We start from the raw sequence: 25165 nt of genomic DNA, 5'->3' as shown, positions 1-25165 counted from the left end.
GGCACAGAACGGCCTGTCATATGAGGTGAATCTCTGTGCCTTAACCGTTTAGCTCATACACAAAAAAATATATTACCATCGTTTCAATCAGGCCTTCTTTGCAGAAGGTCGGCTACTGAGGAAAGTAATCCGAAAACTTCCTCGTCAAAGGGAAGGTCACCATCGTAAACCAATTCAGAAAATGCACCGTGAAAAATACCCCTGATACTTTTCCATGTTTCACTAGACTGAACGAAAAGCACACTCTCATGCAGAGGTTAGTCAAGCCAGTTTCCTGTATCGCTGAACTGATCCCTGTCGGCTTGAATAAAAATATCAATGACTTTCCAAAGGTTATCAGAAGAAAAAAGCTGACTGTACTGTGCATCGCGTTTGATCATGCACAGATCATATATATGACGAATTTTATCAGCTAGTGCCTGCTCTGGGTCTTCCGCTCTCGAGGCTCTGACCAGCCCTAATATTTTTTCCGCTACCGTTCGTTTGATGTCGAGAACGTTGGAGAAGGATCCGTGTAACCCAGTAATCCTTCTCAACATAAACTTCTGGGATCTTAAAATACTCTGCTGTCCGGTTAATCAGTTCTAGGAATATTTCCCGGTTGTTATGAAGATTCATTCAATATTCCATTCATCTGCGTTATCCCAGTAACTGTCCAGCCCAATCCGATAACGGGTAGTCGGATTAAGACTATTTTTGAGATTCGCGGCCAGATTTTTATTAATTCTTTCTGTCAATAACCCCAACAAAGCCCGCGTTACGGGCGAATAAAAACTGGCCAAGTTAATAAGTTTATAAAGGTCATCTTTTTTGATATTCTTCAGTTTACTCGCTATTACTTTCATGACTTCTGATGGGTTACTGTCCGGTATTTTCTTAATGTCGGAAAGAACATCAAGAATCTCAAGGTATTCCCTGTTGGATTCTGAAACGGGCACTTTAGCTTTCACTAATTTCACTTCGAGGGTGCCCAGATTCTTGCGCTGTGGTGATTTGTCACTGGCAATGGTAATTGTTCTGGGAACCTGAGTAGTCAGCCCCAGTCGGTTATAGAGACCTGTTCCCGTAACATAGCCTCTCCGCTCCCCATCTTGATACATGAAGATTTTCAACTTCTCGGTATCACTCAACTGCATTTCACCAAACATCCCTTTTTTCGGGCGGTAAAACTGGCCTTTAGCGAACCTTTTAATGTCACCATTCTTCACCAGGCGACTGACAGCTTTCACCGTCGTTTCAGGACTTGAAAAATATGGTGTTAAATCTCTATAGGTGAAAACTTTACCAGGTTCAAATCGGGTGATTTCCTTCTCAACTAAGGGTTTTATCTTCATATTGTTATCCTCCTGTTAAGTATTCTACGCCTGTTTAGTAAATGGTAAAGTTTTTTTGCAGAAAAACATGACATTAATAGAGTTTAGATATAATAACCATCTGTAATTACAGTGATTTATAATATCGCTTCTGTTCAGTCAAATTTATTGCTGATAGTCTGCCTCGTTAACATGGGTGACGCCACAAAAGAAACATTGAAGTTGGAAGATCTATAGTTCAATCAGCCTGATGTACAACAGATCCTGAAGATAGAAAGAACCATCCGTCAGTTTAGTAAGATTGAAACGCCACACATAATATAAATACTTCAGGGGTGTTGTTGGATTGATCCCACCCGATAGATGAACTTGCCTTAATTTTTATAATGTCCGCTCTGGCACAGGGTTGCATCGCTGCCAACCCCATCACCCTGCCGTTATACTCTAGTGGCCAACTGCAACTGGCCTCGGCAGCCAGAGCATTAAGGGCAGCAACACGCTTAACGCGGCTTGTTGCGTTGAACTCGACAACGCTCCTCAAGGCTACTATTTCCACCATTATTCAAACCTGCATAAACCTCGCAAGGCATAGTCAGATCCTTATCCTCAAGATACCAATACGGGGGTTCTGGTGAACAGATATCCATCTCCTTCACACGCCACTGATTGCTGGATTTATTGAGTACCACCCAAAGCATTTTATCTAAATCTGCCTCACAGTCTTTAGCCAGCGTCCAATTAAGATTACCACCGTCAGTTGCCACTAATTCTCCCACCAGCACGGCCCATTCGTTACTCACATTCAACCTGTCTACCTTAATCAGCACCGCCTGCCCTGCTTCACTGGCCGCAGTGGGGCGGATGGCATCAAGAATAGGTTTACGTTCACTGCTGGTGGGCTGTGGCGTATTGGCTTTGGCATCGAATTTGGGAGTACCCGATAAATTTAACAACAGAGCAGTATTATGATGGCCGTTATCTGCATGGCTGAGGCTGCCGCTGACGGTAACGTGCTGGCCAGCAAAATCCGATAAGTTGAGAGAGCCAGTGGGGATCAGTGTGACCTCAATCTGGTCTTTTTCGGCTTCATTATAATCTTCACCGACAGTACAAATTGGCTTATCCAGAAAGAGTAGCCCTTGAATATCCCGGCTGTCAGTCGTTGGATCCTCACCATAATTAGGTGAACCAAAGAACACCCGTATTTCGACAATGCCGCTGAGGCTAATGGGTTTGCCATAATTCAGGCAGCTCTCCGCCGCCGATACCGCACTGGTATAAAGCGCGAAAAGAGTCATAACAACAGCCATCAATTTATAAGGGCGGATAATATACTTATTTTTAGTCATCATCTAAGGAGCTCTTTCCCCGTCTTGTAATTTGATCTTTTAGGCATTATTGACCGCAGCGCTGCGCTAAGGTAATCAAGCGCAGGCCGCATCAGGCCTTATTGAACAGGCAGAATATATAGCGGTAATACCAATGTCTTATTGATAAAATCAGCGGTGTCAGGATCTGAGGTGGTTTCAGTGATCCGCACATATCCTGGTTTTTCCGGGTCGGGAGTCACTAAGGCTTCGGGCAGTTGTTCTATTGCACTGATGTTGGAGCTCACGGTTCGAATAGCCGGTGTCCACTGTGATTGCTGGATATCGTAGAGATGGATCCCTATCCAACTTCCTTGCCACCACTGGCCAATCAGTTGCAGGCGATCGCGCCCGCTGCTGTCCAGCCCTGCGATCACCGTCAGCGATGCGTTAATACACTGAGGTAGAACTAACGGTTTAACTTCTGCCTTTGACGTCCAGAGATAACAATTACAATCGTCTCCATTCTTGCAGTCGCCGCCGGTTTCAGCATGGCGGCTATTTACCCAAGCATATTGCCGTTGAATGCCGTCGAACTTGCCTCTTACTACCTGGCGGCTATCGTCATCAAAACCAAGATTAGTATCGGTAATACCATCAGATTCAGCGATAATCTGCCATTGCCCCGCAGCATTAGGTTTTATATACAAACTGGCGGGGTAGTTTTGCGTTTTCCCCCCTACATTCACCTGTTTTACAAACTCGGCTCGTATGCTGTCGTCCACGCCACCATCGTCGGTATTATTTCCATCTGCATGAGCGTAGATCGTACTGACGATCGATTGCGATAAGAATTTCTTTTTCTCTGAATTGAAAAATGCTGCCTTATCCGCCATGGTTTTTTCACGCGTCACCATTTTATGAAAGTAATCCACGTGATCTGCGTAAAGCGCCGCGAGTTCTTTTAGATCTTTATTCTGGTAAGCAAGCTGCCAGCGCTCAACCACAAGAAGCGCCTGCCGCTGAGCCGCCGCATTGTCTAACATATCCTCTTCAGCCAAGCAGACGGTACTGGTGATCAGTACCGTGAGGCTCAATAAAACTCTCGCTATAGTGTTCATTTGCCAAAATCCAAGAAGTAAAAATAAATCATTCAATAATGATATATAAAAATTAAAATTCAGTTTCGATGCCTATGTATTACCGATCTAGTTACTGCTTAAGAACATTGTAAAGGATTTGGTTGCATAACCTCCCCTGCCAGGTGACGGGCAATTGCTGTTTCTTCATTCGATCACAGCTAACGTACCCGTATTGGCTAGAGCTTATTTTTTAGCAATGTGACTCATGGTAACGTAGGTGTTTGAAGATGCTCTTTTTCGCCCATGATCGCCAGTGTTCAGGATGAACAGCCATGAAATTAATGCTTAACACGCTGCTTTTGGTGTTTTCCTTTACCCTGTCTGGTTTCTGCCTATGGGTGGCCAGTCACAGCCACTGGTATTGGGCGCTGCCAGCAATCTGGTTTTTTGCGCTAATCAATAATATGCCGTTTGCCATCATGCATGAGGCTGTGCATGGCGTGGCGAGCCACTCCAAGCGGGCAAACAGGCTTATTGGTATTGTTGCTGGCTGGGCTTTCCCTACCTCCTTTCTGCTTCAGCGCAAAGCCCATCTTGACCACCACGCAAACAATCGCACTGACAAAGAAATGTATGACTACTACCTGCCGCATCAATCCAAGTGGTTACGGAATATCTGGCTCTATCTGGGCAATTTACTGGGCCTGTACTATTTCGCTGTCGTGCTGGGTAACGCGATTTGGCTGGTTGCGTGGTGGTTTTATCGCTCAGATTTCTTCGTAAAAAAACTGGGCCCGGCTCTTGGTTTTGGCGCACAAATCCCGGAGTTGCTCACCTTGCCACCACTGGCAGTGTGGTGTGAGCTAGCCTTGGCGTTTGCCTGGCAGGCACTGTTATTCTGGCTATTGGATCTAAACGTCTTCGGCTATGTTGCCTGTTTATGGGCATTTGCTCTGCACTGGTCTGCGCTACAGTATGTTAATCACGCCTGGAGCTGCCGCAATGTGCAGAATGGGGCGTGGAACTTGCAGGTACTCCCGATCTCGCGCTGGCTGGCGTTGAATTACCACTGCCATCTTGCACACCATCAGCATCCCACCGCGCCGTGGTATGAATTACCAGCGCTGATCGACGATCAACCGCGCCCGTCGTTTTGGCGTATCTGGTTTAGCCTGTGGCGCCATGGAGTCCGCCCAGCGCCCCCCATGAATGCGCCAGCAGATTTAACGCTTCTGTTTCCAGGTAAACAACAGGAACCCGAACACCAACCCAAGTAATAAGCCCACGCCGCCTGCGCCATACAGCGCTTTGTTAATGGCGCTTCGGGCCTCGTTGAGCAACGGGTTGTCGGTAAAATTGGTGCCAATATGGATGGTTCTGATCTTCCAGTGGCCATTTTCCAGCATCACCGTCGCGGTCCAGCGGGTTGGAAAATCATAATTACGCCCATCGCTTAACAGGTATTTTTCCAGCCCATTGCCGTAAACCACTCCCCAGGTTTTATCGGCAGAAAGCTCGGTTACCACGTCCGGAGTAAAAGAAATGGTCAGCTTTTTCAAGAACTTGTCGCTACCGAACCAACTGTGGAAATAAGGCGTTACCGCCTCTTTGTTCTTGATAAACTCCTGAGTCACCGGCGTGGCCCGTAGGTTATCACTCAATACCGGCAGCATTTTTTCATAATCACCGCTATTAATGGATGATTCAACCAGACTGAGCGCTTGTCGTAACTCCTGGTGAATCGCTTCGTCAGACTCGCTAGCCGAAGCACTTAGGCTAACCAGTACCAGCAGCAGGATCGCAAGATTTTTCATAAACTCTCCCTGTGAGGTGGTAAACAGCACATGATAATAACCCGCCAGTAATAACATCCAGCAGGTGATGTTGGTGGGTGAACAATGTAGAAAGAGCAATAGCGGCAAGCCAGCCGTACAGTAGGCATGCAAACCATCCCACGGATTTGCGAGCCATCGCTAACACGGCGGTACAAGACCAGGCCACATGCAAAGAAGGGACTAAATTGTGCGGATAGTCCAACGCAAACAATGAATTATACAGTGCACGATAGAATGGGTCAGATGGCCCTTCACGCTCAAACCCCAATCGGGCAGGCAATAGCAGGAAAACAAACGCGGCAACGAGGGTGATCGCCATCAGTTCAACCGCAAATCGCCGCTGCTCACGTTGATTAAGAAAAAAAACGGGCAGCAGAATAATCAGGTACAGGGAAAAGTAAACCCAGATAAAACCTGGAATAAATGGAATATTAAGCTCCGCAGGTATCCACAGCGCTAACGTATCATCCCGGGAGGCGGTAAACAGGTTGATCGTGGGATAAACGCCGAAAAACACCGCTGACACAGGTATCATCCAGAACAGATAACTCTTTAAGCGACGCGGGAAAGGCTCCATCTCAACGCAGGTTGCTAATCTCATGATCTCCCCTATTTCAGCCCAAAGCGCATGCGGTGCTTTTTGTGGACCTCTTTGCGAAACAGCAAGGTATAGCGACAGAGGGCACTGATGCGTGATAACGACTGGAGTGTCATACGCAGGTCAGAAAAACGCCTGACGATTGAGGGCAGACTGTTAAAGCGGCTGCGCGCCTGGTGGCAGAGTTCAGTGAGTTGTTCAGGAGCCATGCCTTGCGGAATAAACGCTGCCTGATTGAAGCGATACTCCGGGTGCAACCACCACTGCCCATTAAACAGCAGCCTCCCCTGCTGCTGGAGCTGATGGTAAAGCGGCGTGTTCGGGTAAGGCATCAGAATGTTGTAGGCCGCGAAGGCAAAGCGGTTTTTCAGCGCGAACTCTACGGTCTGTTCAATGCTTTCAGGCGTATCGTGATCGTATCCCAACGTAAACGCCGCCCAGGTTTGCAGGCCGAAGTCGCGCAAAGCGGCAATTTCATCACGATAGTCCGAAAATCCGTAAATATTGGGTGATTTCTTTGCATCGCGCAGGCTTTGCGGGGTTATAGATTCAAAGCCCATCACGTTGCCCCAGCAGCCGCTTTTTTGCATTAGGCTCATCAGCGGGCGATTCTTGGTAACGTCCAGGCTGGCCTGGCTTATCCAGTTAATCTTCAACGGGATAAGCGCATGGCACAACTCTGCCAAGGCGTTAGGGTCGGAGGCAATATTGTCATCGACGAAAAACACAAAGCGGTGCCCTTGGCTTTCTATCTCACGCACCACGTCATCAACGTTGCGCAAATAATGGCGTCGGCCAAAATACTGGCTAACGGCGCAAAAGTTACAAGCGAAACGGCAACCGCGAGAAAATTGCATCAATGAAATGGGCAGGTAGCCCTTGCCAGCGAACAGATCTCTACGGGGCAACAGGGCTCTTTGGCAGGCATCGACTTGGCCGACACCCACCGGGGCATCGTAACGCGCTTTCAAGCGGCCGCGTTGGGCGTCTTCGATCATTTCCACCCAGCGGCTTTCGGCATCGCCGGTAAATACGCTGTCCGCATGGAGGCTCGCTTCCGCGGGCAACAACGAAACATGCATACCGCCAAGAATGACTTTCACCCCGCGCTGCCGATATTCCGCAGCGATCTCATAGGCTCGACGGGCGGTAAAGGTTTCTACCGTAATGGCGGCCAGATCGATAGGATCGTCGTAAGGAATGCTTTCCATACGATCGTCGTACAGCACCACCTCCACATCCGCTGGCGTCAGCGCGGCAAGAATGCCCAGCATCAGCGGTTCCATGCGCCCTTCGTCAACGTACAGGCTATGCTCTCTGCGGCCAATATTGGGTTTAATCAGTGCCAGCTTCATCCCTTTTCTCCCAGACGTTTTCCCTGCTTACGGGCGATCTCCCTGTGCGACACCAGATTAGCCAACAGTGCGATTAACGCGGTTTTCCAACGGCGCTTTTTATTGAAGCGCAATAACCGTTGTGCAATGGATGGATAGCTGTAGAAGCGGGTTTTGGCCTGAAAACACTGTTCGGTAAGTTGTTCCGGTGTCATGCCTTTGGGTTGGAAAATCGGATCGCCATAGCGGTAAGCAGGATCAATCCACCATTCGGGTGACAGAAGCCGCCCTTGGTCCTGCAGTCGCTGATACAGCGCGGTACCCGGCGTGGGGATTAACAGGTTAAAGTTGGCGATTTCCAGCCCATTCTCCAGGGCGAAGTTCAGACATTGCTGAACGGTTTCTGGGGTGTCGTCGTCGTAACCGAAAATAAAGGTGCCATATACGCAGATGCCGCGCTGGTGGAGGGCCTCGATGACGCGGCGATAGTCACCTGCGGCGTGATTCCACGACTTCCCCATCTGGCGCAGATTACCAGGGGCAAGGCTTTCAAAGCCGATAAGGGCAAAGCTGCACCCGGCCTGCGCCAATTGGTCGAGCATTTCCACATTACGGGCGACATCAATACTGATCTGGCATCCCCAGCGCCGCTTGAGCGGAGCTAGCATGGTCAGCAAGGCTTCCAGCTTCTTTCGGTTAACGAACAGGTTATCGTCAACAAAGGCCAGAAATCGCCCCGCAGGCAAGCGCTCTATTTCAGCCTTAAGCTGTTCGATCGGGCGAGTGCGCACGCCTGCGGGGTAAAACGCATTAATAGAGCAGAAATCGCAGGCAAAGCGACAACCACGCGAGTATTGAATCAGTTCCAGCGGAGCATAGCGCTTGCCAGCAAAGATCGAACGATCAAGCTGATAGTCATCCAACGCCCTGTCACGGGAACCGGCGTAACGCGCTTTCAGCATCCCCTGCTCTGCATCCAGCAGCAGTTGCTCCCAGGCCCCCTCGGCATCCCCCACAATGATACTGTCCGCATGCTGTAACGCTTCTTCGGGCATAAAAGTGACATGATATCCCCCCATCACCACTTTTTTACCCTGACGGCGGAAGCGATCGGCCAGCAGGTAACTGCGCCGGGCGGTAAACGTCTCTACCGAAATAGCGATCAGATCGGCATCTGGCAGGCTTTGCGGTATGGCTTCCAGCCGTTCGTCATGAAAAGTGACCTTGTGACCGGGCGAAAGTGCCGCAAGAATCCCCATCGCCAATGGCGTCATGGCATCTTTGGTACGGTAATCACCCATGTTGGGATAAATCAGCACAATATTCACAACAGAGCCACCTCTGGCCATACAGAACGGGGGTCCCATTCAGGACGGGTGGTCAGATTCACACCATACAGACAGGTGCGGTAAAGCAATGGCCGGGTGCGGGCAATAAGCTTTGCCATCAATGGCGTACCCGCGGGCAATCCCAATGTCATCACCCGCGTAGTGCAAAAACTTAAGGCGTCCTCAACCAGTTCGCTAATTCTTTCACTGTCATCACAAGCAAAATAGGCCAAAAAGCTTTGGTCAAGTGCCTGCCCTACTTTTGGCAAGGGGACGCGCCCGGTACAGGCTGCGTAACAATTCCACAGCGGGCGAAGCCAGCGAATCCGGGCAGAATAACGCGCGGCCAGCACCTGTTTAAACGCCTGCTGATTCCACAGCACGGCACAGGCATGCAGCCCCTGCGCATCAGAAAACCCCAGCACCGGTAACCCGGAGGCACAGAGCCATTCCGTATCAAGGCGTGGAGCTAACTGACGTTGAGCCGCCATACGATGATAAAAATCAACAATCAACGGGTACTCTTCCGGCGGCACCACGCTCCATAGCCCCCGCCGTTTGCCCTGCTTGCGCCCCATCGCCAGCGTGTTCATTTCGCCCAGCAGACGATATTCAGGCAGACCACTGAGGCCGCGCTCTAACAAGCGCCGCGCCACAGGGTTATCTGCCGCAATGCTGGTGTAGCAGTAGTCAGGAGGGACAAGCTGGCGCAGATAGTCAAATCCGGCTCTGAGCACCCGAATCCGATGGCGGTAGCCCTGCGTCACCCGCAGACTACCGAGATAACCCAGTTGCTGTTGGCGGCCATTAACAAAACCCGTATGTTCCGTTAACTGGCACATGCCAATGGCACGTTCACCCTCCAGCGCGATCACCGGGTGTTCAACACCAAAGCCTGGCTGAGCGGCAAAATAGTCCGGGCGGCGAGTCATCACCAGATCAATCTCACCGTGCATCGCATTCTCTTCCAACAGCCCGAGCAGGCGGATGTTGTGCTCGGGCATTGCTGCTATCAGGCGCATCATTTCACTTCCAGCAGTTGGCCCTGCCAACTTTCATCACCCAACGGGTAACCGTTACGGCTACTGATTTCGTTATGGTGCATCAGGTTGATCGGGAAGTAGTTGCGGAACATGAAAAAATCGCTGCGGTTGTGCCAGCCACGCTGAAGCATTGAGCGCCAGCTGTAGAACGCTCTCCGGGCTTGCAGACAACCTTGTGTCACTTGTTGCGGCGTCAGTTGAGCTGGCAAAAAGGGAAGATCGTTGTAACGGTAATTATCGTCCAACCACCACGACGAAAAGCGCAGGCGTTTTTCCTGCTCCAGCCGGGTATACAGCGGTGTACCAGGGAATGGTGTCATGTGGTTGAACGCCGCGATATACATGCCCTGTTCGCGGGCATAGCGCACCGCATCGCCAAATGACTCTGGAGTATCGTGGTCATAACCAAATACAAAGGTGCCATACACCGCGATGCCATGCTTGCGCAGATTGGCCAGCGCATTGCCGAATCCGCCCTTCATGGTGTTGACCTGTTTATTCATCTGACGAAGATTGTCTTCGTTAAGGGATTCAAAACCAATCAATACCCCCCGGCAACCGGCCTGTGCCAGTTCCCGCACGAAGGTTTCGTCGTGAGCGGCATTAATACTCATCTGAGTGACCCAGCGAACATCGGCGCGCGCAAATGCAGGCAACACCTCCCGGCTTTCGCGCAGGCTGCCCGCGAAATTGTCATCCACGAAGAAAAACAGTTTCTTTTCGCGTTTTAGCCGTGACAGTTCTTGCAGCACATTGTCGATATCACGCCGACGATAGCGGCGCTGATAGAAAGTCTGTACGGCGCAAAACTCACAAGGAAAGCGACACCCACGCCCGGTTTCAATCAGCCCGATGGGCAAATACCGCTTGCCTTTAAACAGGCTGCGATCGACCTGAACCTGGCGTAGATCGGTCTGCTGGCCCTGATAGTGATTTTTCAGCGTTCCATGGCGCAGATCGTCGATGACCTCACGCCAGACAGATTCGGCCTCCCCTGTGACCAACGCTTCGGCATAGCGAGCCACCTCTTGGGGCACCAACGTGGCGTGAAAACCGCCCATGATGACGGGTATACCGCGTTTTCGGTACTCGCTGGCGATCTGATAAGCGCGCTTGGCGGTATAGGTTTCCACTGAAATAGCGACCACATCGGTGGGTTCGTCAAAGGGGATCAGCTCCAGACGATCGTCATAAAAACGTGTTTCCACCTCTGCTGGCGTTAATCCCTTCAAGGTGGCGACTGGCAGCGGCTCCATCTGCCATGAACGGAGATAAGATTCGTTTTTTCGGTGACCAATAGCCGGATGAATAAATGTCAGTCGCATCGCTTATTGATCCCGCGCCGTTGCAGGTTCAATCGGCCAGTCACAGGTGTAGAACTGGTGCAAATGGTGGGCATAGAAGCGATAACCAAGGTTAGCGGTTAGCGCTAGAGGCCGGAAGTTTTTCGCCTGCCACAGCCGTCGGGCAATATTGTTGTAGCGATAGACTTTCTTCCAGGCGGACTCGTGGCCGTTCTCCAGTTCTTGCACGCTCATCAGTTTCGGCTGGAACACCACGTGTTGGGCGTCATACAGCGACCAGTCTTTAGTCAGAATTCGTTGTTCCTGTTCCAATCGATTAAACAGCGGCGTGCCGGGGAAAGGGGTTAATACCGAGAAACGCGGTAGATCGATGCCAGCATCAATGGCCAGTTCGACGGTACGGTCAAAAACATCCAGGGTGTCGTGATCAAGACCGAATACAAAGCACCCTTGAATGGAGATCCCCAACCGGTGCAGATCGCCAATCAGGCTTTTGTAATCCACCGAGCCGTTAAATTTTTTACCCGCATCTTTCAGGCTACCGTCGCTGACCGTTTCCAGCCCTAACAGCAATCCCTTACAACCGCTGCGCGCCATCAGTTCCATCAGGTCCCGATTATGGGCAATCAATACGGTCGACAGGCCGAACCACTGGATTTTCAGCGGAATTAACGCGTTGAACAGAGACTTGGCGTAACCGATATCCGACACCAGATTCAGATCGACAAAGATCAGTTTACGTTTGCCCGTACGAGCGACGAATTGACGAATGTCGTTGACCACCCATTCAACCGGATGTTGAAACTGCTTGCGCCCCCAGGCACTGGGGGCAACGCAAAACTCACAGTTGTGAGCGCAGGCCCGCGTCGCTTCAAACACGGCCTGGGTAAGAAAATGTTTACCATCAAAAAGATCGCGTTCCGGGAAAGGCAGCGCAAGGTCATCCAGGTTGAATCCCTGTTCCTGCTGATAGCGGGTTTGCAGCTTGCCAGCCATAAAATCGCGCAAGAGCTGCGGCCAGCTCTGTTCCGCATAGCCTACACAGATGGAATCCGCGTGCTGAGCCGCTTCATCGGGGAGCAGGGTGACATGTGGCCCGCCTAGCACGACGCGAATGCCTTGGGCACGAAAACCGGCTGCCAATTCATAAGCTCTGGGAGCATTGCCCGTGATGACCGTCATGCCGATTAAATCAGCTTCCAGTTGCTCTGGAATGTCGCTGATACTTTCGTCAAGCAGCGTAACGTCGATCGGCAAGTCTTTCGGCACTAGCGCCGCCAGCGTCGTGAGCGTCAGGGGCTGATAACGCAGCGAACGCTTGAAGATCCCTCCCCGGCGGCGGTAGAGCGGGCCTTTGGGCGAAATCAGCAGCAGCTTCATTTTACGCTGCGAGCTGTAGATTGCAGGTTCCATTCCGTGGTTCCCTTTCCTTATAGGTGAAAAATGTCGCGCCAGTCATCGTTGGTAAACAGCGCCGGGAGCTTAATATCCCCCGGACTTTTCCCTTTACCGTATTGCCAGTTGAGATAGCGTTCCACGGGTTGATCGAGATAGGCATAACGCAGAGGATTAAGCTGAGAAAGCCGTCTGGCGTAAGCATATTGAGGATTATTATACAGTTGGCGTTCAATTACGCTGATACAGGGCGCATTATGCTGACGAAATTCCGCATCCAGCAGCAACACATATCCAAGATTAGCGCGGTCTGGAGCGAGCGCTGCAAAACCTTCCAGCGCACTCAGGCTGTGGATAACAAAAGGCTCCGTCAGTTTTTCCCCCACCAGATCGCTGCAAACACCATTGCGCCCCATAAAGCGCAGCGACAGGCCATCCCGTTGCCGGCCAAGGCACTTCACCCGATCGCCAGTCTGATAGCGATACAGGCCGCTGTTGGTTGTGACAATAACGCTATATTCATGGCCAGAAGCAATTTCATCGGCCAGAAAAATTTGCCCATGGTCATTGGCAAATTCGTAGAAGTTGCTGTCAAGGCAGAGAGATGGCAAGCCACCAGTACCCGGTACGGTAATAACGGCTTCGGTCGAAAGTAGGCCTTTAGGTTGCAAATGTACGCCAGGGAAATTGCGCATCAACGCCCGCGCTAACGGTTGTGAAGAGGCATCCCCCCAGCAGCTGATGACCCTAAGCCCAGGCCACAAGATGCGGCTATCCTGTTGCACAAGATACGCCTGATAGCGACGTAACGCAGCGGCATCAGCATGCAGTTCATGCCCTGCTATAACCGCCCCGTTTTGCAGAATGGTCAGCAATGTTGATTGTCTTTCTTGCAGGGCCGTCAGCAGTGACGTCAGGAAACTGGGGCTCCAGACTGAAATAAGCCGCAGATCGTGGCAACGAACAAGGAAATAGAGTGTCAGCAGTTGCCAGTCCGCCATCTCCTTGACCGCTCCAAGGCTAAAGGGAACCGCGCTAAGTTCGGCAAACGCCGCCAGATTCTCCTCCCCCAGATAGAGCGCATCTCCTGCACTGATGGGGAGGCCGCTGCGGGTCGTTTCAGTGTGGGTTGCCGCTGGGCTAAGGGCCCAATATGCTTTACCTTCGTTCAGGTCGAACTGCGTTATGACATTATTCAACCAGCCGATCAATTCCAGCCGAAAGTCGGCTAATCCCTGAGCGGTATAAGGAATAAGTTTACCGCCGCTGTGGCTACCACCGGTTTTCTCAAACGCCACCGCGTCGGCGCAAAACAATTGTCCCGCCTCGCCGTTGGCCACCTTTTCAACCCAGGGAGCCAGCGCCTCATATTCTACGATAGGAACCTGCCGCTGAAATTCTTCGATGGAACTGATACGGGCAAACCCATAACGCACCCCATAGGCAGACGTCTGATTATCTCTCAGACAGGCCATCAGCCAGCGCGTTTGCCTTTCGGACACCGTTCCACTGGCCGCTGGCACAGGCTGACGAAAATGATGCCAAGGATTACTCATCACGAAACTCCACGCGAGGTTCCATAAAAAACGGTTGGCTACGCGCAGCCAGATTTTCTAACGAAATTTCGCTCAGGCAGACCAGTTCGTGGCCATAAGCATAGTAAGGATTTTTTTGCACAAAAAAGTCCACTTCTGGTTTTACATGCAGCGCGGGCGAAATATTCGCCAGTGATTCTTTAAGGTAGCCGTAGTGAACAGGGCACTCAACGATGCCGGTTTGCCGATTGTATAACGCACCAAATTTTTTCGACGCCAGCGAATCAGCTAAACGCTTAAGTTCGGGTTCGGGTTGTTTCCAGTGAGGGTAAAATCTTTTGGCAAAAACTTTCAGATACTTATAGGTGCGCAAACCTTTAACCAAGAGCAACCAGTAGAGTTGCCGCTCGGGGTTCTCCCGCTTCAGCAGCGCCATACGGGCAATCCAGGTTTTATGCAGCACTTGCTGCTTCCAGTGCTCCGGCATCACAATAGTGTCACCAGAGTAAACAATGATGGCATTTTCACTTTGATAGAACTGTACGCTACTAAAACCAATCAGATGCCCGTTAAACTCCAGAAACAGTACTTCATTTTTACTTTGCAGATCGTGTAAAAAGCACTGAATGTCGCTTCCCGCGTAAAACTGAAAGTAGATCTCAGCCATCCGTGCACGCTTAGCTTGCGAAAGGGTATTTACCCTTTGGAAGTAAGCCCGATACTCTGTCATCGCTCTTATCCTCAAGTAAAAATACCTGCTCAGAATTTTTCTCTGATATCACAGCGAATAGGTATATGTTGTGTTGATATATCCCATTCGGAGCGATGTGCTATAACAACACAGCAGGATGAACATCTCATCTTTAACGGCAATATTTTCACTTAGAGACTGAAACAAATACAACCAGAATCTGCTTGGCACCGGCATCACTTTCAAGGGGCAAAAGATCTAAGGTGGTGGCACTATTGCTATTCATTGATAAAACTCATTACTCCCACCCGATCTATTTAGAATTTCGCCCTCATATCTTTCGGAAAGCTTTTCTCAACGAGGTAACCCAAAGTTTCATTCTCGTCTTCAGCCATATCTTTGGGTATATCTTTTAAAATTTTATCTTGCTCATCCGTTGTTATATAGAATACAGACGTACTTGAAAAAAAAGGGGTTATCATATAAATATAAACACCATTATTGTATAACTTCATATATTTCGTGCCAATGAATGGTTTTTTATTTACCATAAGCCTGTATTTTTTAGTCAGAAAATCACCGGCAATAGCCGAATAATCGCCTTCAAACTGGGTATATATAGCGATTAACCTCTTATTCTGATCGAACAACGTAAAAACATTTTTCATGCCATCAAAATGGAAAGCATTAGGCGATGTTTCTGCCGACTTCAGGTAAATCGTTCCTTGCAGGTTTTTATTAAAACCCAAGTTGACGGCATCAGGATGAGTGGCCTTAAACGTATCCTCTGTTGTGTGACCAAATCGCACCGTAAGCGTGCCTGTTTCGCCCGCACTTAAGAAACCGCTAAAACAACAACTTGATGCTAACAGCAAAATAGTGTTCAAGAATCTTCTACTATTCATAAAACCCTCTCAACAGATTAATGCTTGCCAGTTAAGATGCCGTATCAGCGCAGACCCTTTGTTATGGTGCGCAATGCGGGGTTACTTTTATCAAACCGTGTCGTAGCATCTGCCCCGTTTCCCAGCAATGTATCAAAACATCAGCGTCTTGTTCTTGCAGACGACCAAAAGTGTCGAAGAACCGGATCTAAAGTGAAATCTCGTTGCTTTTCTGCTGTTTTATCAGTGTGTCATGGTTAAGGATGCTGAGAGGAACAGCATACGTAATTCTGCTGTTTCGGGTGGCGGACCAGGATTTTGCCTTCCGGTGTAAAGGTGGTGCCGAATGCCCCCAGCCCAATGAGGTAAGCGCGTCGGTAACGGCGACTCCTCGCCGTACCGCACAAGATCGGCGCTGGCCATCATACTGAGGAAGTTCGAGCCTAGGTGGCTCATCACCCGCCAGTGGAATCGGTCTTCCGCTGGCGGATAGCATGGCAGCGTGAGTGGGCACAGGTTCTGTACGCGCAGCGGGATTTGCAGCGCCCCGTTGAACTCACAACGTCAAAGCGACTAGATTGGTGCAGTGAGCAAGGCTCATCCTCGGGATAGATAGCCCCACATGGTTACTCTACAAAACCTGTTTTATCACTAAGGTTGCTCACCTCATGCTGTTCAAGATTAATCATAAAGTGATCGCTGGGTGGTAATGAGGTACCCAACTTGCGCAGGATGGTAAACAGAGCACCAAAACGGTTCTGAAATACCTGGCTGACGCTATTTTCATCCAGCACTTTCTTATCAGCAAAATGAATGGTGGCCTGGGTATTGGCCAAGGCATCCGCCAGTACACTGTATTGACCGATACGCTCAGGCGTGATGTCGTCCAATGCCAGATCCCCGGCGTTAACCAAGCGATAAAAATCGGTGGCCAGATCAAATCCGCTCCATGAAGCAAAATCATCCAGCTTGAGGTGGTTTGCTTTCGCTAACGACACAGCCTTGGTCTGCGCACGCTCCCAGTCTGCGGTAATCGTTTCGGCCGTTGCGCTGAGAGGCGCTTGAGGCGAAGCGGCCGTGCACTTGGCGAGTGTTGTCACCGGTGACAATGCCGGGTTAGCTTGCAATTGGGCCAGCGTCACTTCTGTATCCAGTTGAGAGAGGATCAGCATATCGCGGCCACTCATACTGAACAGCATTTCGCGCATTTCACAGGGCCATTCGCTGGGTAAAAACCGCAGGCGGGTCAGTTCAGAGAGATAGATATTGTTAAATTTATGATAATCCTTGGCGGCAAGGATGTCTGCATTCCATAACTTCGCCGAACCTTGAGCGGCCAAGTGCTGATGCTCCATCTGATAATGCTCAAACAGCTCATCGAAACGCGGAACCTGACTCAAGCGCACGGTTTCCACCTCTATGGCACTTTCACTGGTAAGCGTCAGCAGCTTATAGGCAGGAACGTAAGCCGCCATCGACGGTGCCTGAATATTCACCAGAAAACCATCGTCATACTTTCGCACACCGGTATCATTAAAATGCATGTGCCCCCCGACATGGAGCTGAATCCCTGCCTGTGCCAATGCATGCGCGGTGTCCTCTGCGGGCCGACGCGCCATCTGGAAGCTACCGGTGCCAAACAGTGCCTCAATATCGTCAGATGCCCCGTTGTAAAATTCGGTCATCGGGAAATGGCTGAAGGTGATCAACTGTTTATTCTGCTCTTTTGCGCGCTGCGTCACGGTTTTGATCCACTCAATCACGTGAGTTTTGTGCGTCAACATGCGGTTATACCCCGCATCGCCTGAGCCACTAAAGTTTTTGGGGTTGGCTGGGTCTGCGTCATTGGCAGAAGACGTGGGAATATAAACATTGGCATCAATCGCCAACAGCCACACACCCGGGATAGGTTCTACCAGGTAGCTGGCATCAGGGACCTGTAAACAGTGGGTGTAACCACTTTTCTTATAGCTGCCGCCGGTACCTTCGGCACAAATTTCATAATGTCGATACTGCCAATCGGCCTGCTGGCGTGCGGTATCAAATTGGTAGGTCGCGGTTGTATAGCTGCTGTAAGGGGTTTCCCCAATAAAGATAGGAGGCTTTGGGCATAAACCCGTGTTCGGCAAGGGCGGTGGTCACCCCCTCATAGCCCAACTCGCGAATATCCTCCGTACAGACGGTGGGTAATTCATACCCTGCATCAATCATCGCCCAGGCCTCGCTGTAACCTTGGCATTCAGCAGCGCCCTTGCTGTAGATGCGTTGTTCTTTACCCTATTCACCGAGAAAATCGCTTTTCCCTCCGGGGCGCTCAAATGGCACATTCGGATCGTGATTGCCCGGAGCGGCGAAAAACTCGATGCCATAGCGCTGGGAATACTCGTCCAGAATTTTTTTCAACCCACGCATATGGATCGGCTGACCATCATCACTGAAATCACCAGGAAGCGCGATCAACTTGATGCCACGCTGTGCCGCGTCGTCCAACGCCGCCAGAAAGGCAAAATAGTTCTCATTAAATAATCGGGTTGATGTCAGTTGCGCATACATGGTGCGGATCATCGCTGGCTGCCCGCTTTTACCGTTCATCAGGCCAGCGAAGGCGTTACCTTCGAAAGTGCCATAAACATCATGAAAATGGACATCGGGCATAAACGCCACGGTTACCGGGCTCTTATCTGGTGGGAGGTCAGTGATGGGTTTTTCTGTTACCTGATTCTCTGTTGGGGAGGGCGGTAGCACCCGCTCGCTATTGCTGTCGGTATCACCACACCCCACCAGAAGCGAAGCAGAGATAAAGAGTGCGCCAATCGACCAAACTTTTTTCACAAGAAACTCCATGTAAATGAAAAAGAAATTTTGAGCGATAGTAGGTTCTCTTTGTGTCAGAAAAATGATTACTTGCGCTCCTGACCCACAAAGCCTAATGCTTTCAGCCATTTCCGGTCTTGTTTGAGCGTAGCAAGCCGGATTTTGCGGTTTTGGCATTCGGCCCGCCATTGGGTATATTTCACGATCTGGCGGAACAGGCTCAAATAAAAGCGATTTTGCCCGTAGCAGGCCGTTAAGCCAAACAGCAGTGCTTTAGGGGTGTAACGTAGAAATAACTCATCTTCCAGGCTGACAATCGCCTGCACCGAGCCTGGATTGCCCTGCCGCGCCGAGCGCCCAAACAGTTGACGATCAACCCGCGCGCTTTCATGAAACTCGGTCAGAATGACATGTAACCCGCCACAAGCTTCGACTTCAGGAGCCAGTTTGATATCGGTTCCGCGCCCTGCCATGTTGGTGGCAACGGTAATGCATCCTGCTTGCCCGGCCTGAGCGATAGCTTCAGCCTCCGCCTGATCCTGCCGGGCATTCAACACCGTATGCACAACGCCCAACTGGTTAAACAACCTGCTCAAGGTCTCCGAAGCCTCAACCGATCGGCTGCCGATCAGCACCGCCCGCCCTTGCATGGCGACCGTCTGTGCCGCCACCACAATTGCCTGCCAGCGTTCGTCGGTGGTTTTATACACCTGATCTTGCCAACGATAGCGGCGCGTTGTTTTGTGGGTGGGAATGCGCGTTACGCTCAGATCGTAAACGCGTTTCAGCTCTGGGCCGATCTCTTTCGCCGTGCCCGTCATGCCCGCAAGCAGAAGGTAACGGCCGAAAAAACGCTGATAGGTGATTTGCGATAAAGTGCGCCGCTGCCCGGTAATTTCGCAATTCTCCTTAGCCTCAATCATTTGGTGCAAACCCCGTTCCCAAGTTCGATCCGGCATCACGCGGCCCGTGAACTCATCAACGATCTGGATTTTATTATCTGCAATGATGTAATGCTGATCGCACTCAAACTTATGCAAGGCTGACAAGGCTTTGTTGACCAGATCCTGTCGCCATAACGATGACTGCCACACTCCTGGCCAATCGCTGGCCCACTCCGCCACGGCATTTTCGCCCATTGGCGTCAGCCAGATATCCTGATGTTTCCCCACCTGATAATCCCGTGGCGTCTGCAACTTGCCAGCCAGCGCTATCGCCTGCTGATACACCTCTTTGCCCAAGTCATCGGGTAAAGTCTCAGAAATAATCAATGGCGTGCGGGCTTCATCAATCAATACGCTGTCCGCCTCATCCACAATAGCCACATGCAGGCCACGTAAAATAGCGTCCGACGCCATATTTTGCCGGTTCATCCGGCGCAACTTCAATTGCAACGCCGTGGTTTCCCCCAGTGCGATGCGATCTTTCAGATAATCAAACGTCAGCTCTTTGTTGGAAACGTAAACAATATGTTTGGCATACTGCGCCCGCCGATCGGCAATCGACATATCCTGAATCACCACCCCCAGCGAAAGATTAAAGAAAGCGTACAGCGGCAAGTTATCTTCAGCATCACGCTCGGCCAGATAGTCGTTGACCGTCACCACGTGCACTGCCGCACCCGCCAGGGCAGCGGTACAGACGCCGAGCGTCGCCGCCAGCGTTTTCCCTTCCCCGGTGGCCATTTCTGCGATCTTGCCGTGCAACAGCGCATATCCGGCTAATAACTGTACGTCATGGTGCCGTTTGCCCAAGACGCGCCGCGCGGCTTCGCGCACGATGGCAAACGCCTGCGCCAGTAGATCATCGCGAAATCCCACCTTTTGCATCCGCCGGGCTACGCTATGGATTTGCGCGCGCAACCCGTCGTCATCCAGGCACACTATTTGTGCTTCCAGCGCATTGACCTGCTTAACAAAACGCCCTTTGCGATTGGCACTGCCAAACGAAAAGCGTGCCAACCAGGCTCGTAACCCTTCTTCTAACTGATGCACCGGTACATCGACGCGCTCAGAATAAGCGCCGTCGGCCAACTTTGTGCCACGCCCGGCGATCAGCGCGCGAACGTCAGACATTGAAGCGGCTCAAAAACAGTTGGCGCAGGCGGCGGAAGCCTTGCCAGGCCAGGGGTTCCCAACGATGATCAAAGCGCACATAAACCCGCTCACCAAAAGCAGCCGTGGCCACATCGGCAGGCAGCGCAAGATCGACCATGAAAATACGCTCCATCGTCTTTAACCCTTCGGCATCGTTTGGCTGAGTGGGGATTTTCCCGCCACCGGAGATCCCCAACGCCGCGGTGGGTAATTCATTGATCCCTCCCGTTGGCCAGCGGACCGGTTTCACGGCATAACGTTGGCCGATGGAATCAGATAAACGCATCCACACCGTCCGTAGTTGAGTACGCACCAAATCGATATCATCCTGTGGCACCACCACGCGGGCAATCAGGGTGTCCTTTTTCAATGCATACCCCATCAACTCTCCTTCCCTGAAATAACGCCCCGGCATGTTTTGCGGATTCTCGACCACCAGGAACCCCTCGGTTTGCGCATAACCCACCAGCTTGTGCATACGTTCTTCCAGCTTGCTCAGCAGTGCCTGTTCCTGTTGCAACCTCCGCAGCAGCACCACGGCTTTGGTTTGATCTGCAAATTGCTCCGCCTGATAGCTAGCCTGAGCCTCGGCCACTTTGGCCTCTGCCACCTCGCGCTCGGTTTCGAGCAGTTTGTCCTCCAGCAGGAAGAGTGCATCCCCCTTTTCAACATGTTGGCCCGGTGCAATCAGCCAGCGTTGGAAAAAACCTTTCCCGCCAGCGCGGATAATGGCCTGATCGGGCAGCCAGATCACCCCTTCCGCCTGAGTCTGTAACGGAACCGGCACGGCCAGCAGGAAAGCGCTCCCCCCTAGCAACAGCAGCAGAGAGATCCGTATCGCCCGGGTCCGCTGGCGCTGCAAGCCAGGGCTGCTCACCACATGCCGATAGGCCTTCCACAGCGGCATGACAATCAGGGAGAACAAACTCCAGAGCGCAATCAGCACGCCAAAAATGAAAAACTTGCCCGCCACAAACAACGCAATCGACAGAGAGAGAGAAACCCGATAACACCAGGCCAACGGGGTATACAACACCAACCAACAGCGTTCACTGCGGCTTTCCTTTGGCGGATCCAAGTCTTGGACGTTAAAAACGTAGCGATCCCACAGGTAAGCCAAATATTTCTGCCCGCGCTGGGCGAGATTCGGTATCTCGATTAAATCGCTAAAAATGTAATAGCCGTCATAGCGCAACAGCGGGTTACCGTTAACCACCAGCGTCGAGACTCCGGCGACCACCATAACGTTATAGGCCACCGCACGCACCACGCCGGGTTCGACCAACAGCCAGACATAACACGCCAAGGCTGCCAGAAACAGTTCAGCCATCATCCCTGCGGCAGCCACCAGCGCCCGCTGCCACTTGGAAGGAAACGCGGCCGACGATGAGGCATTAACATAAGGCATTGGGGCAAACACCAGGAACATGATCCCCATCTCATGGACCGCACCGCCCCAGACGCGGGCGGCAAAACCATGCCCTAATTCATGCACCAGTTTCACCAACGGGAAAACAAACGCCATGACTAACAGATTGCTGGAGGACAAGATCTGATCGGAGAGGTTATGCGTTAACTCAGACCAATGTTCGAGGGCGAATACCAAGGCTGGTAACACCACTAGCAGCCAGATCAGTAAGCCTATTTTGCTGAAGCACCAGGCCACGGAAGATGCCCAGCGCAGCAAAAAACGGTCAGGATCGATCAGCGGGATTTTCAGGCTCATCGGGTTAAGCATAAATTGCCGCAACGCCGCCCAACGCTTCTTTTTATAACGATCAAACAAGGCGGCGCTGTCGGGGCTGACGTTCACCTGTAACAGATCGGCAGCATGTAGCTGAACCAGTAAATCCACCAGTTCGTTTTGCGTGCAGTCGTCCCCCAACCCGCTCAGGTTGGCCTGCTCCCAGATTTGCTGCACCGTTTGCTGACCATCAAACCTCAGAACCAAGGCATAGGCGGAAGGCGACAGGCGGTGATAACGGATCCCGGCCTGATCCTGAGCGACGTACCAGACCTGTCCGCGATAGACATGGCGGACGATACGCACTTGCGAGGTCAGGCGCGGCGTCAGATCGGCAACGCTATGCCAGGATGAACTGAATAAATGACGAGCCATTAATGCCTCACGGTACCCAGGTCCAGAACGTTAGCCTGAGCCAATCGATCATATTGTGCGTCAACACCCACCAGAGCGAGCGTTGGCCGACTTCGATTTTCCCTACGCCCTCCATGCCGGGCCGCAGACGGGAAGTCGCGTGATCCAGCACCGCCTCAACGCGGAAGAAGTTCCGCCCTTCCTGTGCCGTTGCCACCGGCGTGACGTTCATCACCTTGAAGCTCATGGCTTCGCTGGCGATCCCGGTCATCAGCAAATGCCCCTGTTGCCCGGTTTGTAGCTGCCGGATATCACGCTCATCCACCTGCAACACGATGCGATAGCTTTCCAGCGGGGCGATCTCAAACAATTTCTTGCCGGTTTCTACCGGGGCACCAATCTGCTGGCTAAGATCGCCGCTGACCACCACGCCATCAAATGGCGCAGACAGTTGGGCCTTGCTGATTTTTTCGTTCACCAGCGTCAACTGGGCCTGGGCTTGGCGCAGCTGTGCGCCCACCACTTGCATCGCGGTCAGATCGTGCAACGCCATCGCCTCGCGTAACCGGCTTTCGTATTGATCACGCTCGCCAGACCATTTGGCCTCTTCAATACGCAGTTCACGATCGTCAAGCTGCACAATCGGTTGGCCCGCAGTGACGTTATCCCCCGCCTGAATGTAGCTGGCAGCAATAAACCCCTCAAAAGGGGCCGCGATCACCCGTTGCACCTCACCTTCAATCACCGTTTTGGCCGAGACGCGGTAAGTCACCGGCAGCAAGGTCAACACGCCGATTAACAAACAACTCACCACCGCCGTACTTTTCCACAGTAAATAGCGCGGGCCGAAGAGCTTTGCCAGAACGCTCTGAATATCTTGCCAGAAACGCTGCAAGGCCCCGCGCTCAGCCTCCTGCCGCTGTAACAGCACCGGGGCCGCCAACGCACCAAAGGTGTCAAACCAGGTTACATCGTCATCCGACAATGCCTGCTCGCATTCCAAAGTCAGCACGGCGATGCAGCGCGCACCGCTCACCAGCGGGAACGAACAGGTCACCGGCGAGCCTGAAAGCTGGCAGAGCGATTTGTGCATTGGGGTTTGCTGTTGCAGCGCTTCTTTATCCATCTGGAAACTCAGTGGATGGTTTTCATCCAATGCTTCATCCATTGCGTGTTCATAGGCTTTCACCAAGAGCCCATGTTTTTCGAAGGTGGCCGCCTCGGATAACGCCGCCAAGCGAACGCGGGAGCGGGTGACCAAACCGATCGCCACCCGGATGCAGCCAAAATGGCGGCGCAATGCGCTTACCAGTTCGAACAACGCCTGCTGCTGTTTGCCGTGGCGCAGCAGTACGGTCAGCGTTTCCAGCATCGACTCCAAACGTTTTTTCCCGTTCACCGCCGTGCTTAATTCACGTTCAGACAGCAGATTCAGCAACCAGGCGCTGCCCCAATGCAGTTCCTGAAAAATCAGGCTGGTTGCTTCTGGCCGACACAGCACCTCGATCACCACCACCGCCGCCACGGCGTCGCCCACAAACACCGGGTAACCGACGTGCATAATCTCAGGGGCATCTTCCGCCGCCTTGACCACGCCGCGGCGTTCACGCAGCGTTTGCTCCACCACCGCCCCAAGATAGCCCAATGCCACACTGGCCTGTGGCCAAACGGCGAGGGGAACAAAGGCACCGTCCGCCTGATTTTCCACCAGAATTGCCGCAACCCGCGCCTGCGGCAGCCGCTGAAAAACCAAGGCTAACCAGGCGGTACAACGCTCCTGCGCCGTTTGCGCCAGAATGAACGCATCCCAAGATGAGAACTCAACGATCGCCTTGCCCACCGGACTTTCACCGGTATTATCTTGTGAAGCCAATACCGCTGCTTCTGCGTTGTTCATCTGTTCAACCACCCGCGCTGTCCATTAGCCATCCGCACCCGACTCCCTTGACCTGCACACCCGCCAACCTGTTCTCCCACTTTTCAGGAGAACAGGCGGCGCGCTTATTTCAGTTTCACGCTCAGGCCGGTTATTTCTGCCAGGCTTTGACTCTCCACGTTGTTATTAGCCAGCGTACTTTTCAGCCAGGCGGCTTCCTGAATACTGTCCAGCCCATCGGCACTCGCCCCCCAATCGATCACCGGTATGGTGGACTGGGTGTTCTGATTAAGCACCACGTAGCGATCTTCATTCATCGCCTGTTTGCCGGTGGCCGCCAGCGTTGACTGCACCACAATCGAGGCATTTGAACTGCTGCTCTGCTTGAGCAATGCGTTGCTCGGCTGAACATTGATCGCTACCGAGCGTTGAGTGCTGGCGGTTGAACCATTGCCACGCTCCGTTGCTGATGCCACAACTTGTAGTTCAAGCTGCCCGCTGAAGTTCAACGGCGGCGTCAGCGTTAACCCTGCATATTGCCAACCGGTGATGTCGGTCGCCGTATTGCCCGCGGTGGCCGTAAAGCTGCGCACGCCGTCGCTGAGCACGCTGCCCACTGGCAACGCTTCCAG

At 51.9% G+C, this 25165-nt stretch carries 21 protein-coding genes and 1 pseudogene; 1 reads left to right on the top strand and 21 read right to left on the bottom strand.

Features of this window, described 5'->3' with window-relative positions; genetic code table 11:
* Nucleotides 1-257: 257 nt before the first annotated feature.
* From AC2A1E_RS22040 to AC2A1E_RS22025, 4 genes are all read right to left on the bottom strand, one after another.
* Nucleotides 258-539: a nucleotidyl transferase AbiEii/AbiGii toxin family protein gene (locus tag AC2A1E_RS22040; protein ID WP_484385520.1), complete on the bottom strand. Its 282-nt coding sequence runs from the start codon at nt 537-539 to the stop codon at nt 258-260.
* 75 nt (nt 540-614) lie between these two features.
* Complete coding sequence (locus AC2A1E_RS22035; RefSeq protein WP_484385519.1) at nt 615-1334, bottom strand: DUF6088 family protein; 720 nt, start codon at nt 1332-1334, stop codon at nt 615-617.
* A 479-nt stretch (nt 1335-1813) separates the two neighbouring features.
* Complete coding sequence (locus AC2A1E_RS22030; protein ID WP_484385518.1) at nt 1814-2665, bottom strand: DUF4431 domain-containing protein; 852 nt, start codon at nt 2663-2665, stop codon at nt 1814-1816.
* Nucleotides 2666-2760: 95 nt separating this feature from the next.
* Nucleotides 2761-3741, bottom strand: coding sequence for a hypothetical protein (locus tag AC2A1E_RS22025; RefSeq protein ID WP_484385517.1), 981 nt, complete (start codon nt 3739-3741; stop codon nt 2761-2763).
* A gap of 293 nt (nt 3742-4034) precedes the next feature.
* Here AC2A1E_RS22025 and AC2A1E_RS22020 point away from each other — a divergent pair, with 293 nt between their 5' ends.
* On the top strand, nt 4035-4979 hold the full coding sequence (locus tag AC2A1E_RS22020) for a fatty acid desaturase family protein (RefSeq protein ID WP_484385516.1): 945 nt from the start codon (nt 4035-4037) through the stop codon (nt 4977-4979).
* Here AC2A1E_RS22020 and AC2A1E_RS22015 read toward each other — a convergent pair.
* From AC2A1E_RS22015 to AC2A1E_RS21935, 17 genes and pseudogenes are all read right to left on the bottom strand, one after another.
* Nucleotides 4926-5516 carry a YybH family protein gene (locus tag AC2A1E_RS22015; RefSeq protein WP_484385515.1) on the bottom strand — a complete coding sequence of 197 codons (591 nt, stop codon included), beginning with the start codon at nt 5514-5516 and terminating at the stop codon, nt 4926-4928. The genes AC2A1E_RS22020 and AC2A1E_RS22015 overlap by 54 nt on opposite strands.
* A complete protein-coding gene (locus AC2A1E_RS22010) occupies nt 5479-6138 on the bottom strand; it encodes a phosphatase PAP2 family protein (protein ID WP_484385514.1) in 660 nt (219 codons plus the stop codon). Before AC2A1E_RS22010 ends, AC2A1E_RS22015 begins: the two co-directional genes overlap by 38 nt.
* A gap of 8 nt (nt 6139-6146) precedes the next feature.
* The gene (locus AC2A1E_RS22005) at nt 6147-7490 is read right to left on the bottom strand and encodes a B12-binding domain-containing radical SAM protein (RefSeq protein ID WP_484385513.1); all 1344 of its coding nucleotides are present in this window, start codon (nt 7488-7490) and stop codon (nt 6147-6149) included.
* On the bottom strand, nt 7487-8797 hold the full coding sequence (locus AC2A1E_RS22000) for a B12-binding domain-containing radical SAM protein (protein ID WP_484385512.1): 1311 nt from the start codon (nt 8795-8797) through the stop codon (nt 7487-7489). The genes AC2A1E_RS22005 and AC2A1E_RS22000 overlap by 4 nt, the downstream gene beginning before the upstream one ends.
* Nucleotides 8794-9822: an N-acetyltransferase gene (locus AC2A1E_RS21995; protein WP_484385511.1), complete on the bottom strand. Its 1029-nt coding sequence runs from the start codon at nt 9820-9822 to the stop codon at nt 8794-8796. The genes AC2A1E_RS22000 and AC2A1E_RS21995 overlap by 4 nt, the downstream gene beginning before the upstream one ends.
* Nucleotides 9819-11165 (bottom strand): B12-binding domain-containing radical SAM protein, encoded by a 1347-nt coding sequence (locus AC2A1E_RS21990; RefSeq protein WP_484385510.1) that lies wholly within the window; start codon nt 11163-11165, stop codon nt 9819-9821. Before AC2A1E_RS21990 ends, AC2A1E_RS21995 begins: the two co-directional genes overlap by 4 nt.
* 3 nt (nt 11166-11168) lie before the next feature.
* On the bottom strand, nt 11169-12557 hold the full coding sequence (locus tag AC2A1E_RS21985; RefSeq protein ID WP_484385509.1) for a B12-binding domain-containing radical SAM protein: 1389 nt from the start codon (nt 12555-12557) through the stop codon (nt 11169-11171).
* A gap of 17 nt (nt 12558-12574) precedes the next feature.
* On the bottom strand, nt 12575-14095 hold the full coding sequence (locus tag AC2A1E_RS21980; RefSeq protein WP_484385508.1) for a GH3 family acyl-acid amido synthetase: 1521 nt from the start codon (nt 14093-14095) through the stop codon (nt 12575-12577).
* On the bottom strand, nt 14088-14804 hold the full coding sequence (locus AC2A1E_RS21975) for a hypothetical protein (RefSeq protein ID WP_484385507.1): 717 nt from the start codon (nt 14802-14804) through the stop codon (nt 14088-14090). Before AC2A1E_RS21975 ends, AC2A1E_RS21980 begins: the two co-directional genes overlap by 8 nt.
* Before the next feature lie 278 nt (nt 14805-15082).
* A complete protein-coding gene (locus tag AC2A1E_RS21970) occupies nt 15083-15670 on the bottom strand; it encodes a hypothetical protein (RefSeq protein ID WP_484385506.1) in 588 nt (195 codons plus the stop codon).
* Between the two features lie 378 nt (nt 15671-16048).
* Nucleotides 16049-16195, bottom strand: a pseudogene (locus AC2A1E_RS21965) (type VI secretion system baseplate subunit TssF); the annotation flags it as partial.
* A gap of 80 nt (nt 16196-16275) precedes the next feature.
* On the bottom strand, nt 16276-17778 hold the full coding sequence (locus AC2A1E_RS21960) for a hypothetical protein (RefSeq protein WP_484385505.1): 1503 nt from the start codon (nt 17776-17778) through the stop codon (nt 16276-16278).
* 148 nt (nt 17779-17926) lie between these two features.
* Nucleotides 17927-18481 (bottom strand): metallophosphoesterase, encoded by a 555-nt coding sequence (locus AC2A1E_RS21955; RefSeq protein ID WP_484385504.1) that lies wholly within the window; start codon nt 18479-18481, stop codon nt 17927-17929.
* 68 nt (nt 18482-18549) lie between these two features.
* Nucleotides 18550-20538 carry a preprotein translocase subunit SecA gene (locus AC2A1E_RS21950; RefSeq protein WP_484385503.1) on the bottom strand — a complete coding sequence of 663 codons (1989 nt, stop codon included), beginning with the start codon at nt 20536-20538 and terminating at the stop codon, nt 18550-18552.
* Complete coding sequence (locus AC2A1E_RS21945; protein ID WP_484385502.1) at nt 20531-22678, bottom strand: site-2 protease family protein; 2148 nt, start codon at nt 22676-22678, stop codon at nt 20531-20533. The genes AC2A1E_RS21950 and AC2A1E_RS21945 overlap by 8 nt, the downstream gene beginning before the upstream one ends.
* Nucleotides 22679-22685: 7 nt before the next feature.
* The gene (locus tag AC2A1E_RS21940) at nt 22686-24554 is read right to left on the bottom strand and encodes an efflux RND transporter periplasmic adaptor subunit (protein ID WP_484385501.1); all 1869 of its coding nucleotides are present in this window, start codon (nt 24552-24554) and stop codon (nt 22686-22688) included.
* Between the two features lie 104 nt (nt 24555-24658).
* Nucleotides 24659-25165: hypothetical protein (locus AC2A1E_RS21935; RefSeq protein WP_484385500.1), on the bottom strand; the 507-nt coding region annotated here is incomplete at its 5' end.

It is taken from the genome of Serratia sp. HNCC26DJ206, from assembly GCF_057180605.1.
Note: the sequence above shows the minus strand (reverse complement) of the source record. Positions and strands in the feature narration are given on the sequence as shown.